This window comes from Pseudonocardia sp. TRM90224 (assembly GCF_021245725.1).
In the GTDB taxonomy this organism is placed as follows: domain Bacteria; phylum Actinomycetota; class Actinomycetes; order Mycobacteriales; family Pseudonocardiaceae; genus Pseudonocardia.
In genome coordinates, this window is the sequence record NZ_JAJGSX010000006.1 from 313,096 (window position 1) to 326,155 (window position 13,060).

13 protein-coding genes are annotated in these 13,060 nt (G+C 70.9%); 6 read left to right on the forward strand and 7 right to left on the reverse strand.

Features of this window, described 5'->3' with window-relative positions:
• Positions 1-35: 35 nt before the first annotated feature.
• The 4 genes from LL648_RS12090 (at position 36) to LL648_RS12105 (ending at position 3,224) form a co-directional block, all read left to right on the forward strand.
• Positions 36-1,064: an MBL fold metallo-hydrolase gene (locus LL648_RS12090; RefSeq protein ID WP_232662717.1), complete on the forward strand. Its 1,029-nt coding sequence runs from the start codon at positions 36-38 to the stop codon at positions 1,062-1,064.
• Positions 1,065-1,130: 66 nt separating this feature from the next.
• Positions 1,131-2,021 carry a right-handed parallel beta-helix repeat-containing protein gene (locus LL648_RS12095; RefSeq protein ID WP_232662597.1) on the forward strand — a complete coding sequence of 297 codons (891 nt, stop codon included), beginning with the start codon at positions 1,131-1,133 and terminating at the stop codon, positions 2,019-2,021.
• 132 nt (positions 2,022-2,153) lie between these two features.
• Positions 2,154-2,642, forward strand: a complete 489-nt coding sequence (locus LL648_RS12100) for a DUF3145 domain-containing protein (RefSeq protein ID WP_232662598.1) — start codon at positions 2,154-2,156, stop codon at positions 2,640-2,642.
• A 48-nt stretch (positions 2,643-2,690) separates the two neighbouring features.
• Positions 2,691-3,224 (forward strand): hypothetical protein, encoded by a 534-nt coding sequence (locus LL648_RS12105; protein WP_232662599.1) that lies wholly within the window; start codon positions 2,691-2,693, stop codon positions 3,222-3,224.
• 105 nt (positions 3,225-3,329) lie between these two features.
• Here LL648_RS12105 and LL648_RS12110 read toward each other — a convergent pair whose 3' ends face one another.
• The 5 genes from LL648_RS12110 to LL648_RS12130 all read right to left on the reverse strand — a co-directional run bounded on the left by LL648_RS12110 (position 3,330) and on the right by LL648_RS12130 (position 8,186).
• Positions 3,330-4,583, reverse strand: a complete 1,254-nt coding sequence (locus LL648_RS12110; RefSeq protein WP_232662600.1) for a beta-ketoacyl-[acyl-carrier-protein] synthase family protein — start codon at positions 4,581-4,583, stop codon at positions 3,330-3,332.
• Between the two features lie 37 nt (positions 4,584-4,620).
• Positions 4,621-4,863, reverse strand: a complete 243-nt coding sequence (locus tag LL648_RS12115; protein WP_232662601.1) for an acyl carrier protein — start codon at positions 4,861-4,863, stop codon at positions 4,621-4,623.
• Between the two features lie 39 nt (positions 4,864-4,902).
• The gene (locus LL648_RS12120; protein ID WP_232662602.1) at positions 4,903-5,892 is read right to left on the reverse strand and encodes a beta-ketoacyl-ACP synthase III; all 990 of its coding nucleotides are present in this window, start codon (positions 5,890-5,892) and stop codon (positions 4,903-4,905) included.
• Positions 5,889-6,833: an ACP S-malonyltransferase gene (locus LL648_RS12125; RefSeq protein WP_232662603.1), complete on the reverse strand. Its 945-nt coding sequence runs from the start codon at positions 6,831-6,833 to the stop codon at positions 5,889-5,891. Before LL648_RS12125 ends, LL648_RS12120 begins: the two co-directional genes overlap by 4 nt.
• 150 nt (positions 6,834-6,983) lie before the next feature.
• Positions 6,984-8,186, reverse strand: a complete 1,203-nt coding sequence (locus LL648_RS12130) for a PucR family transcriptional regulator (protein ID WP_232662604.1) — start codon at positions 8,184-8,186, stop codon at positions 6,984-6,986.
• A 107-nt stretch (positions 8,187-8,293) separates the two neighbouring features.
• Between LL648_RS12130 and LL648_RS12135 the strand changes: the two genes are divergently transcribed.
• Entirely contained in the window at positions 8,294-9,076 is a 783-nt protein-coding gene (locus LL648_RS12135; RefSeq protein ID WP_232662605.1) for a pirin family protein, read from the forward strand.
• Positions 9,077-9,137: 61 nt separating this feature from the next.
• On the opposite strand, the gene LL648_RS12140 is transcribed toward LL648_RS12135, so the two are convergent.
• Together LL648_RS12140 and aceE are read right to left on the reverse strand one after the other, a co-directional pair.
• Entirely contained in the window at positions 9,138-9,344 is a 207-nt protein-coding gene (locus LL648_RS12140) for a cold-shock protein (RefSeq protein ID WP_232662606.1), read from the reverse strand.
• A gap of 235 nt (positions 9,345-9,579) precedes the next feature.
• Complete coding sequence (aceE, locus tag LL648_RS12145) at positions 9,580-12,375, reverse strand: pyruvate dehydrogenase (acetyl-transferring), homodimeric type (protein ID WP_232662607.1); 2,796 nt, start codon at positions 12,373-12,375, stop codon at positions 9,580-9,582.
• Positions 12,376-12,557: 182 nt separating this feature from the next.
• On the opposite strand from aceE, the gene LL648_RS12150 reads away from it, so the two are divergent.
• A complete protein-coding gene (locus tag LL648_RS12150; RefSeq protein WP_232662608.1) occupies positions 12,558-12,992 on the forward strand; it encodes a DUF3052 domain-containing protein in 435 nt (144 codons plus the stop codon).
• Positions 12,993-13,060: the final 68 nt, after the last annotated feature.

The following is a 13,060-nucleotide window of genomic DNA, read 5'->3' on the forward strand; positions in this document are numbered from 1 at the left end:
CATCGAGTCGCGCCAGGAGGTACCGCGTGACGACGGTGGAGTTGCAGGACGACAACCCCGAAGGGGACTGGACCGCACCCGGCGTGCACCGCTGCGCGCCGGGCGTGCACCGGATCCCGCTGCCGCTGCCGAACGACGGGCTGCGCGCGGTGAACGTCTACGCGGTGGCCGACGGCACCGGCTTCACCCTGATCGATGCCGGGTGGGCCCTCCAGCAGTCGGGGGACCTGCTCGGACGGGCGCTGGCGGCGCTCGGCGCGGGGTTCGGCGACGTCCGGCAGTTCCTCGTGACGCACGCGCACCGCGACCACTACACACAGGCCGTGACGCTGCGGAAGGAGTTCGGCACCCCGGTGGCGCTGGGCCGCGGCGAGCAACCCGCGCTGCGCGCGATCACCGACCCCGACCGCAAGCCGATGGGGCAGCGCCCGCGGCTGGTCCGTGCGGGCGCCGACGAGCTGCTGCGCGCGCTCGACAGCCAACCGAAGGAACAGGCCGACCCGTCGGAATGGGAGTCACCCGACCGATGGATCGACGACGGTGCGGTGTTCACGGTGGGCGAGCGCGGGCTCGAAGCGGTGTCGACCCCCGGGCACACCCGCGGGCACGTCGTCTTCGCCGACGAGACCGCAGGGCTGCTGTTCTCCGGCGACCACGTGCTGCCGCGGATCACGCCGTCGATCGGCTTCGAGGCCGTCCCGCCGCCGAGCCCGCTCGCGGACTTCCTGAACTCGCTCGAGCTGCTGCTCACCCGGCCCGACGCGGCGCTGCTGCCCGCACACGGGCCGGTCGGCATGCGCGTGCACGAGCGGGTGGACGAGCTGCTCGCGCACCACGGCAAGCGGCTCGACGCCACGCTGGCCGCGCTCTACGAAGGGCGCACCACGGCGGCGCAGGTGGCGGCGGCTCTGCCGTGGACCCGTAGGGAACGAACACTTGCCGATCTGGACCCGTTCAACGCGATGCTCGCCGTGCTGGAGACCGCCGCGCACCTGGACGTTCTCGTCGAGCGGCGCATCGCAACCCGTTCGGAGCAGGACGGTGTCGCCCACTACACAACGTGATAACGATTCACTCTTCGTAGATACCCACTGACGACACGTGGGCCGTCCGGCCGTACTCTCTCGTCCATGCAGGGGGTAGGTGCCGGAGGACTCGTCGCCCGCATCGGCCTGGCCGTCGTCACTTTCGCCGCTGCGGTTGCCGGGGTCGTGGTCGCCACGGAGGGCGTCCGGTTCCCGACCGTCGAGGCGCCGAGCGTCGCGTTCACGCCGGCGGCGGTGCGGGCGTGCAGCACGACGGGTGCCTACGTCACGCCGGAGCCGGGCAGCGTCGGCGTGCCGGCCGGCACCCAGCTCTGCCCGAGCGGCACGATGGTGGTGAGCCAGGCGGGCGCCGTGCTCGACGGCTGGGACGTGCGCGGCGGCGTGATCATCGACGCGGCCGACGTCGTGGTGCGGCGCAGCCGGATCACCGGCGACGGCAGCACGCCCTACGGCATCTACACCACGCCTGCCGGCTCGGTCCGCATCGAGGACTCGACGTTGACCGGCGACTTCGCCGAGGCCGCCATCGGAGACGACCGCTGGTCCGGCACCCGCCTGGAGATCACCGGCGTGACGCGCGACGGCGTCCGGCTCGGCGAAGGGTCCCGGCTCACCAACAGCGTGATCCACGACTTCGCGCCCGCGCCGGGAACGCTGCGCGACGGCATCCTGATCGAGGGGTCAGGTGCGCTCGTCGAGGACAACCGCATCGAGATCGGCGCCGGACGCGGCAGCGCCGTGCGCCTGACCGGCACGTCCGGCCGCGCCGATGCCCAGCACGTGATCAGGGGCAACACGCTGGGTGGCGGCGGATACACGCTGTACCAGGACCAGGCGGGGGGCGGCCGCACCGACGTGCGGATCACCGGTAACGTCTTCAACCGCGACGCCGAACAAGGTCCGCTGCGGGTCTCGCCGCAGACGGTCGTCACCGACAACCGGTTCGCCGACGGAGGTCCACTGCCAGGCCGCTGACACGACACGCCCGGGCTGCAGTTCGACTTGGCGTCCCGAGTAGTTGCAGGCAAACTGATCGCCACAACTGAGCAGGCACGACGCCACGAGGACGTAGGGGAAGACGATCCTCGTCGACGTTGGAGGTCTGCGGTGAATGCACGCGGCGTGGTCTTCGTCCACTCGTCGCCGACTGCGGTTTGTCCGCACGTCGAGTGGGCGATCTCCGGCGTGCTCGGAACCAAGGTCTCCTTGCACTGGACGCCGCAGGCGGCCGTCTCGGGACAGCTGCGTACCGAGTGCACGTGGTCGGGTTCCGTCGGCAGCGGTGGCGCCATCGCCGGCGCGCTGCGGGCGTGGCCGATGCTGCGTTTCGAGGTCACCGAGGAGCCGACGCCCGGCGTCGACGGCGAGCGGTTCTGCCACGTGCCGGCGCTCGGCCTGTGGCGCGGCCGGACCAGCGCCAACGGCGACATCGTGATCGGTGAGGACCAGCTGCGGACCCTGATGGCGGAGACGCCCGTCGCGCAGCTGCCCGCCAAGATGAACGAACTGCTCGGAACGCGGTGGGACGAGGCGCTCGAACCGCTCCGCCTCGCGGGCGACGGCGCGCCCGTGACCTGGTTGCACCAGGTCGGGTGACCCGGCCGCAACCTGGTTGCGGCACACTGCGCCCGTGGCGGGTGGACGATGACGGCTAGGGGGCTGCGGGTTCTCATCGCGCTGCTCGCCGTCGTGCTGGTGGCGGTGCTCGTCGTGGCGTGGACGACCGCGGGGACGCGGCTGCGCGGCAAGCCGATCCAGGTGCCGGCGCAGGGCGTCGGCGACTCGACGGTCGCGATGAGCCTCTACGCGGCGAAGCATCCGCGTGCCGACGAGGTGCGGCGGCAGCTGCAGGAGCACTTCGACGCGATCAACGGCCGCAACTACGCGGCCTGGCGGGCGACGGTCGTGCCGGAACGGGCGACCGCGCTGTCGGAAGGGGACTTCGCGAAGGACTACGCCAGCACCAGCGACGGCTCGATCTACATCGAACGAATCGACGACCTGCCCACCGGCGCGATGCTCGTCCGGGTGCGGTTCATCAGCTCGCAGGACCTGGCCAACGCGCCTGTCGACGTGCAGGCCACCCGCATCTGCTGGCGCAACACGCTCCCCATGGACGGGACCCCACCCCGCATCGGCGTGACGCAGGGCGGCAGCTCCCGCAAGGCCCCCTGCTGAAGTTGGCGCTTGGTGGTCCCGCAGACACGAAAGTTCCCCACCGTTTTGCCTACTTGCACGCCCTCGCGGGTGTGCAGGTTGGCAAAACGGTGGGGAAGTTCGTGCTCAGACCTTCGTGAAGGCCACTGCGGCGTTGTGGCCGCCGAACCCGAAGGAGTCGCAGACCGCGGCCTGCAGGTCGACCTTGCGGGGCTCGCCCGCAACGACGTCCAGCTCGACGCCGGGGTCGAGGTTCTCGAGGTTCAGGGTGGCGGGGATGATCCCCTCCTTCACCGAGAGCAGCGTGATGATGCTCTCGACGGCGCCGGCAGCGCCGACCATGTGCCCGAGCGCCGACTTGGGCGCGGTGAGCACGACGTGGTCGCCCAGCGCCTTGCGCACGGCCCGGGTCTCGCCGACGTCGCCGGCCACCGTGGAGGTGGCGTGGCAGTTGACGTGCCCGACGTCGGTCGGCTCCAGCCCGCCGTTCCGCACGGCCGCCGCGATGGCGCGGGACTGACCGACGCCCTCCGGTTCGGGGCCGGTGATGTGGTAGGCGTCGGCGGAGAGCCCGGCGCCGGCGAGCCTGCCGTGCACGGTGGCTCCGCGGGCTGCGGCGTGCTCGGCCCGCTCCAGGATCATCACGCCCGCGCCTTCGCCGAGCACGAATCCGTCGCGGTCGACGTCGAAGGGGCGCGAGGCCCGCTCCGGCTCGTCGTTCCGCTGCGACAGCGTCCTGGCCTGGACGAACCCGGCCACGGTGATTCCGGTGATGCACGCTTCCGCGCCACCGGCGATCACCACGTCGACCTCGCCGGCCCGCAGCAGCCGCGCGGCCCACGCGAGCGCTTCCGCGCCGGACGCGCACGCCGAGACGGGCGCGTGCACGCCGGCCTGCGCGCCGTACTCGATGCCGACCCACGCGGCGGGGCCGTTGGGCATCAGCATCGGGACGGTGAGCGGGGAGACCTTGCGCAGCCCGCCGGTCTCCAGCAGGTCGTCCTGCGAGAGCAGGGTGACGGCGCCCCCGATCCCGGTGCCGATCACCACGGCCAGCCGCAGCGGGTCGACCTGGGGGTTCTCCTTCGGGTCGCCCAGCCCGGCGTGGTGCCACGCCTCCTTCGCCGCGACGAGCGCAACCTGCTCGCAGCGGTCGAGCCGGCGGGCCTGCACGCGCGGCAGCACGTCGGTCGGCGCGACGGCGAGCGGCGCGGCGATCTTCACGGGCAGCTCGTGCCGGTCGACCCACTCGTGCTCGTCGTCGTCGATCCGGCGGACGCCCGACCTGCCGGCGAGCAGCGCTTCCCAGGTCGACGCGACGTCCCCGCCGAGCGGGGTGGTCGCGCCGAGCCCGGTGACGACGATGTCGACGGTACTCATGGCGCCTCCGTGGTGGGGAACGGGTGGGGGGCCGACCTCACTGGTTCTTCGCGATGTAGTCCACGGCGTCGCCGACCGTCTTCAGCTCGGCCAGCTGGTCGTCCGGGATCTTCACGCCGAACTTGTCCTCGGCCTGCACGGCGATCTCGACCATCGAGAGCGAGTCGATGTCGAGGTCGTCGACGAACGACTTGTCGGCGCTCACCTCGGCGGCGTCGATGCCGGCGACCTCGTCGACGATCTCGGCGAGGCCGGCGAGGATCTCCTTGTTGTCAGCCACGGTCATTTCTCCTTCGAGTGGGAAAACTTCGGGAACAGCTCAGGGACAGACGACAACCTGCCCGGCGTAGGACAAGCCCGCGCCGAAGCCTACGAGTAGCACCGTCTCGCCGGAACGGACCCGCCCGTCACGTCGCATGTGATCCAGTGCGAGCGGGATCGAGGCGGAGGACGTGTTGCCGGAGTGCACGATGTCGTCGGCGACGCGCATGTCCTCGCGCGCCCCTTCTTTGCGCAGCCGCTTCGCGACCGCCTCGACGATCCGCAGGTTGGCCTGGTGCGGGATGAACACGTCGATGTCGGCGGGGGTGAGCCCGGCGAGCTCGATGGCGCGCAGCGCGACAGGCGCGATCTTGGTGGTCGCCCAGCGGAAGACCGCCTGGCCCTCCTGGTGGAGCATGTTGTTGTCCGACTTGATGTGGATCGCCTGCGCCATGTCACCCGCGCTGCCCCAGGTGAGGGGGCCGATCCCGACGGACTCGGCGTCCGGTGCCGCGCCGACGACGGCCGCTCCCGCGCCGTCGGCGAAGATGATCGCCGTCGAGCGGTCGGTCCAGTCGACCCAGTCGGAGAGCTTCTCGGCGCCGATCACCAGCACGTTGCGCGCCGAACCGGCCCTGACCAGGTCGGCGGCGTTGCCCATCGCGTAGCAGAACCCGGCGCAGGCCGCGTTCAGGTCGAACGCGCCGGGCGCGGGGATGCCGATGCGCTCCGCGGTCTGCGCGGCGCCGTTCGGGATGGGGTTGGGCATCGTGCAGGTGGCGAGGATGACGGTGTCGACGTCGGCGGGGTTGAGCCCGGCGTCCTTGACGGCCAGCTCGCCCGCCTCGGACGCCATGTCGACGAGGGACGTGCCCTGCTCGGCGATGCGCCTGCTCTGGATGCCGACCCGCTCGCGGATCCACTGGTCGTTGGTGTCCATGCGTGCGGCGAGGTCGTCGTTGGTGACGACGTTCTCCGGCTGGGTGCTGCCGAGCCCGATGATCCGGGCGCCGGGTGCAGTGGGTGCGAGCGTGAACCGTCCGGTCATGCGTTTCCTCCTGTGTGCTCGCTGACCAGCGCGGCGGCCGCGTCGAGGTCGTCCGGGGTCTTGAGTGCCAGCGTTGCCGTGCCCTTGAGCTCGCGCTTCACGAGGCCCACCAGCGCACCGGCAGGGGGCAGCTCGATCACGGCCGTGACCCCGACCTCGCGCAGGGTCGTCATGCACGCGTTCCAGCGGACCGGGAGGGTGACCTGCGCGACGAGCCTGCGCAGCACCTCGGCGCCGGACGTGACGACGGTGCCGTCGGCGTTGGAGAGCAGCGGCCGGTCGGGGTCGGCGGTCGCGAGGTCGGCGGTGTGGGCACGCAGCGCGTCCTCCGCGGGGGCCATGAAGCGGGTGTGGAACGCGCCCGCGACGGCCAGGGAGATCACCCTCGCCCGCTCCGGCGGCTCGGCCGCGAGCGCCTCCAGTGCGCTGACGGGCCCGGCCGCGACGATCTGACCAGCGCCGTTGAGGTTCGCGGGATCGAGGCCGAGCTTGTCGAGCGTGGCCAGCACATCGTCGGGGTTCCCGCCGAGGACGGCGCTCATGCCGGTCGGCTCGGCAGCGCACGCGGCTGCCATCTCCCGGCCGCGCACGGCGGCCAGCCCGACGGCGGCATCGGGGGTGAGCACACCCGCGACGGCCGCGGCGGCGAGCTCACCGACCGAGTGGCCCGCGGTCGGCGCGTCCGCCGGGAGGTCGATCGTCGCGGCGAGCCGGGCGGCAGCGATCAGCGAGGTCGCGACCACGAGCGGCTGGGTGACCGCGGTGTCCTTGATCTCGTTCTCGTCGGCGGTGGTGCCCAGGCGGCGCAGGTCGAGCCCGCTGGCGCTGGACCAGGCCTCGAGCGACTCCTGCGCGGCGGTGCCGTGCGGCGTGTCGTCGAGCCACGGGCTGAGCATGCCGGGCTTCTGGGATCCCTGTCCGGGTGCGAGCAGTGCGATCACGGTGCACAGACAACACCCCCGGGCCCTCGCGGCGGGATACCGGCACGCACGAACTCGGAGGCTTCCAGTTGGAGGTTTCCTCCAAAGCCGGCCCGGTGAGTCCCACGTCACCCTCACTTGAAGGGTGCACAAGTTGTAGGAACTCGCAGGTCAGATCGCCTCGTCGGCGTCCAGTCTGCCCACGACGAGCGCCGTGCGCAGCACCAGCGCGTCGCGCGGATCGGTCGGGGTGCGGCCCGTGAGTTCACTCACGCGACGCAGTCGGTAGCGCACCGTGTTCGGGTGGACGAACAGCTGACGCGCGCACGACTCCAGCGCGCTGCCACCCTCGAGGTACGCCGCGAGGGTGTGCAGCAGCTCGCCACCTGCCGATTCGAGCGGTTCGACGACGGACTCGACGAGCCGCCGCCGCGCCGTGGCGTCGCCGGAGAGCGCGCGCTCGGGCAGCAGGTCCTTCGCCGCGACCGGCCGTGGCGCGGCGGGCCAGCCCGGAGCGGCGCGCAGGCCCGCGATCGCCTCCCGCGCACTGCCGTGTGCGGCCGCGAGCCCTGTGACCAGCGGCCCGACGACGATCGGCCCCGGTCCGAAGCCGTCGACGAGCTGACCGAGGACGTCCTCGGTCGCCTCGCCGGACGGCTCCGCGACGAGCACGACCAGCCGGCTGCCCTGGATCCCCGCGAGCACGGAGCGGCCGGCCTTGTCGGCCTCGCGGCGCAGGACGGTCGGCCCGCGTGGTGCGTCGGCCGCGGGGGAGCCGACGACGACCTGCAGCGCGGCGTCGGGGTCCCAGCCCAGCGCGGAGGCGCGCGAGACGAGCGCATCGTCGGTCTCGCCGCGCACGACGGCGTCGACGACGAGCGCTTCGTGGCGGGCGTCCCAGGCGCCGCGGGTCTCGGCGGCGCCGGCATAGACGGTCGCGGCGGCGAAGGCGATCTCCCGTCCGAACCGCAGGATGCTCTCCACCAGCAGGCGTCGCTCGGCCTCGTCGGCGGCGAGCGGGGGCAGGTGGCGCTCGAAGACCTCGGTGGCGATCCGCACCAGGTCGACGGTCTGCCGCAGGCTGAGTCGCTCGGCCAGGTCGTGCGGTGCGATGCGGAAGGCCTCGGCGGTGAGCCGGATCGTCTCGCCGCGCTCACCGAGCCACGCCACGAAGTTGGCGACGCCGGTCTGCGTCACGAGCGCAACACCGGCGCGCTGGTCGGCCGGCAGCCGTGCGAACCACGGCTGGCGCTCCTCCATGGCGACGAGGCACGCGGACGCCAGCTCGCCCGCCGCGAGCCCGAGCCGACGCCGGGTGGCGGCTGAGACCGCCGTCCCTTGTGTGGCTGGTCCTATCGCCTCCCGCCGGGTCATGTCGGGCAGCATTGCACGCGCGCCGCGAAGGACCTGGGAACAGGACGGCTGGTGCCGGCGTTCCCAACGTGTAGTTGCAGATGCAACAAAATGGCTGGAGGCATCCGATGACACGCAGCGCCCTCACGACCCTCACGCCCTCGGTGGACGTCCGGAGGGCAGGCGAGCGCTTCCATACCGAGATCGACTGGCTCGACTCCCGGCACAGCTTCTCGTTCGGGCAGCACTACGACCCGTCGAACACGCACTTCGGGCTGCTGCTCGTGAGCAACGACGACGTCGTGCGCGCGGGGACCGGCTTCGACACGCACCCCCATCGCGACATGGAGATCGTGACCTGGGTGCTCGAGGGCTCACTCGTGCACCAGGACTCCACCGGTCACTCCGGCGTCATCTACCCGGGACTGGCCCAGCGGATGAGCGCCGGAAGCGGCATCCTGCACTCGGAGAAGAACGACTCGTGGCGGCTCGACCCCGCGGCCGGACCGCACGACAAGGACGTCCACTTCGTGCAGATGTGGGTGCTGCCCGACACGGAACGCATCACACCGGGGTACGCGCAGCTCGACATCGGGCCTCAACTAGACTCGGGCGAGCTCGTGGTGGTGGCTTCGGGAATGCCGAAGCACAACACCGACAGTGCGATCTCGATCCACCAGAAGCACGCAGCCCTGTTCGCGGCACGGCTGCAGCCCGGAGCGTCGATCAACCTGCCACAGGCGCCGCTGGTGCACTTGTTCCTCGCGCGGGGCTCCGTAGAGCTCGAAGGCGCAGGGAAGCTCGACACAGGCGATACCGCCCGCATCACCGTCGGTGACGGGCAGCGGGTAATCGCAGGTTCAGACGGCGCCGAAGTGCTCGTCTGGGAGATGCACGCGACCCTCAGCTGAACTTCCGCGAGGGGTACTGGCGCCGGGCGGCGGTCCCGGCGCTACTGATCGATGAGTGCGATCAGGCAAGCGGGCTGACGTTGGTGGCCTGCGGCCCCTTCTGTCCCTGCTCGATGTCGAACGCCACGCGCTGGCCTTCGTCGAGGCTCTTGTACCCGTTGGTCTGGATCGCCGAGTAGTGCACGAACACGTCCGCGCCACCACCGTCAGGAGCGAGGAAGCCGTAGCCCTTCTCGCTGTTGAACCACTTGACGGTGCCCTCTGCCATTCTTGCTCTCCTCGTACCTGTCGCCGGGGCGCTGGCCCCCGGCATCGCGCCGGCCGGCCACTACGATCAGCGCCCAGCCGGGACCCCGTTCGCGATCACGCGAGGTCGGCGTCGCGCGGAGCGTATCGTGTTCCGGGCTCTCTGCCGAGGGCCAAAAAGCCACGTTCCTGCCCGCTGCGGGCAGGAACGTGGCTCTTGGGGGCTCTGCGGCGTTCGTGCGGTATCCGGGAAGCCCTTACGCGACGCCGCTGTCGCTGGTCTGCGGACCGGCCGCCTGCGGGTCGTCGATCTTGTACTTCGCCGCTGCGTCCACCACCACGGCACGTTCCATCTCGCCGCGCTCCGCCAGGCTGGCCAGCGCTGCCACCGTGATCGACTCCGCGTCGACGTTGAAGTGGCGGCGCACGGCCGGGCGGGTGTCGGAGAGCCCGAAGCCGTCGGTGCCCAGCGACGTGAACGGCGCCGGCACCCACTGGCGGATCAGGTCGGGCATGGCCCGCATCCAGTCCGACACCGCGATCACGGGCGCCCCCTCGCCGAGCGCGCTCGTGACGTACGGAACGCGCTTCTCCGACTCCGGGTGCAGCAGGTTGTGCTGCTCGGTCTCGACGCCGTCGCGGCGCAGCTCGCCCCACGACGTCACCGACCACACCTCGGCACCGACGCCCCACTGCTCGGCGAGCATGTCGCGCGCCTGCAGGGCCCACGGCACCGAGACGCCCGACGCCAGCAGGCGCACCTGCGGGCCCTCGTCACGAGGGCTCGCGGCGAACCGGTAGAGACCGCGCAGCACGCCCTCGGGGTCGAGACCCTCCGGCTCTGCCGGCTGGACGTACGGCTCGTTGTAGACGGTCAGGTAGTAGATGATGTTCTCGCCGCCGAGGCGCTCGGCGTCGTCACCCGCACCCTCGCCGTACATCCGGCGCAGGCCGTCCTTGACGATGTGTGCGATCTCGAACGAGAACGCCGGGTCGTACGCCACGACGGCCGGGTTGGTCGCCGCGAGCAGCAGCGAGTGGCCGTCGTTGTGCTGCAGGCCCTCACCGGTCAGCGTGGTGCGGCCGGCCGTCGCGCCCACCAGGAACCCGCGCGCCATCTGGTCGGCAGCCGCCCAGATCGAGTCGCCCGTGCGCTGGAAGCCGAACATCGAGTAGAAGACGTACACGGGGATCATCGGCTCGCCGTGCGTCGCGTAGGACGTCCCGGCGGCGGTGAACGAGCCGACGGAGCCGGCCTCGTTGATGCCCTCGTGCAGCAGCTGCCCCTGCTCCGACTCGCGGTAGGCGAGCATCAGCGAGGCGTCGACGGACGTGTACTGCTGCCCGTTCGGGTTGTAGATCTTCTGCGTCGGGAACATCGAGTCCATCCCGAACGTGCGCGCCTCGTCCGGGATGATCGGCACGAACCGGCCGCCGATCTCCTTGTCCTTCACCAGCTCGCGCAGCAGCCGGACGAACGCCATCGTCGTGGCGACCTCCTGCTTGCCCGAGCCCTTGCGGACGAAGTCGTAGACCTTGTCGCCGGGCAGGACCAGCGGCTTCGCCGTGATCCGCCGCGACGGCAGCGGCCCGCCCAGCGCGCGGCGCCGCTCGGCCATGTACTGGATCTCCGGGGCGTCCTCGCCGGGGTGGTAGTACGGCGGGAGGTACGGGTTCTCCTCCAGCGCGGCGTCGGAGATCGGGATGCGCTGCTCGTCGCGGAACTGCTTGAGGTCCTCGAGCGAGAGCTTCTTCATCTGGTGGGTCGCGTTGCGGCCCGCGAAGTGCGTCCCGAGGCTGTAGCCCTTGATCGTCTTCGCCAGGATGACGGTCGGCTGACCGTTGTGCTCCATCGCGGCCGCGTAGGCCGCGTACACCTTCCGGTAGTCGTGGCCGCCGCGCTTGAGGTTCCAGATCTCGGCGTCGGACATCGGCTCGACCAGCGACTTCGTGCGCGGGTCGCGTCCGAAGAAGTGGTCGCGGACGTAACCGCCGTCGTTCGCCTTGTAGGTCTGGTAGTCGCCGTCGGGCGTCTGGTTCATGAGGTTGACCAGCGCGCCGTCACGGTCGGCGTGCAGCAGCGCGTCCCACTCGCGACCCCAGATGACCTTGATCACGTTCCAGCCGGCGCCGCGGAAGAAGGACTCCAGCTCCTGGATGATCTTGCCGTTGCCGCGGACCGGCCCGTCGAGGCGCTGCAGGTTGCAGTTGACCACGAACGTGAGGTTGTCGAGGCCCTCCGTCGCGGCGATGTGGATCAGGCCGCGGGACTCCGGCTCGTCCATCTCGCCGTCGCCGAGGAACGCCCACACGTGCTGCTCGTCGGTGTTGGTGAAGCCGCGGTCGCCCAGGTAGCGGTTGAACCGCGCCTGCATGATCGCGTTCATCGGGCCGAGGCCCATCGAGACGGTCGGGAACTCCCAGAAGTCCGACATCAACCGGGGGTGCGGGTAGGACGGCAGCCCGTTGCCGGGCCCGCCGTGCGAGAGCTCCTGCCGGAACCCGTCGAGGCGGTCCTCGGTGAGGCGACCCTCGAGATACGCGCGGGCGTACACACCTGGAGACGCGTGTCCCTGGATGTAGATCTGATCACCCCCACCCGGGTGGTCCTTGCCACGGAAGAAGTGGTTGAAACCGACCTCGTAGAGCGTCGCCGACGACGCGTAGGACGAGATGTGGCCACCGACACCGATGCCGGGCCGCTGCGCCCGGTGCACCGTCATGGCCGCGTTCCAACGGATCCAACGGCGGTAGGCGCGCTCCGCCTCCTCGTCGCCCGGGAACCACGGCTCCCGATCGGTCGGGATCGTGTTCACGTAATCGGTGCTGGTCAGCGACGGTACGCCGACGTGCCGCTCGCGGGCGCGCTGCAGCATCCGCAGCATCAAGTAGCGCGCACGCTGCTGTCCGGCGGCGTCGACGACGGCATCGAAGGAGTCAAGCCACTCTGCGGTTTCCTCCGGATCGATGTCCGGCAGGTGCGCGGCGAGGCCGTCGCGGATGACGTGGACACGCCGCGGCGCCGCGTCGTGGGGACTGGTCTGGCCGGTCAAGGGATCTCCCTGCAGGGCTCGAGCTGGGTCTATCTCCGGTTCTTCCCCTATCGTGCCCCTCGGCGCTCGATCTCGTAACGAGTGGTTGCGCACCGACGAGTCACGTGTTCGGATTCCGCATCCGGATGCACGCTCGTGCGTTGAACGCTCGAGTGGGGAGAACGACGAAAAGGGGTACACGCGTGGTCGCCGCGGATGATGCCGGACGTGGGTCCGACATCGCGGGCAAGCTCGGCGTTGAGCCGGGCATGGTCGTCCAGGAACTCGGTTGGGACTCCGATGTCGACGAGACGGTACGTGATGCCGTCGAGGAGAGGTCGGGGGACGAGCTGCTCGACGAGGACGCCGACGAGGTGGTCGACGTCGTCGTCATGTGGTGGCGCGACGGCGACGGCGATCTCGTCGACGCACTGATCGGGGCGATCGGCCCGCTCGCCGACAACGGTGTGGTCTGGGTGCTCAGCCCGAAGACCGGCCGGCGTGGGCACGTCGAGCCGAGCGAGATCGCCGAAGCCGCACCGACGGCAGGCCTCTCGCAGACGTCGAACGTCAGCGTCAGCGACGACTGGGCGGGGGCCCGGCTCGTGGCACCGAAGGCGGCGAAGTCCAGACGCTGATCCCGCCGGTCTCGCACCGGCCGGTATGCCATCGCCTAGGCTCTCCTCGACAGCGATCGATCGAGTCG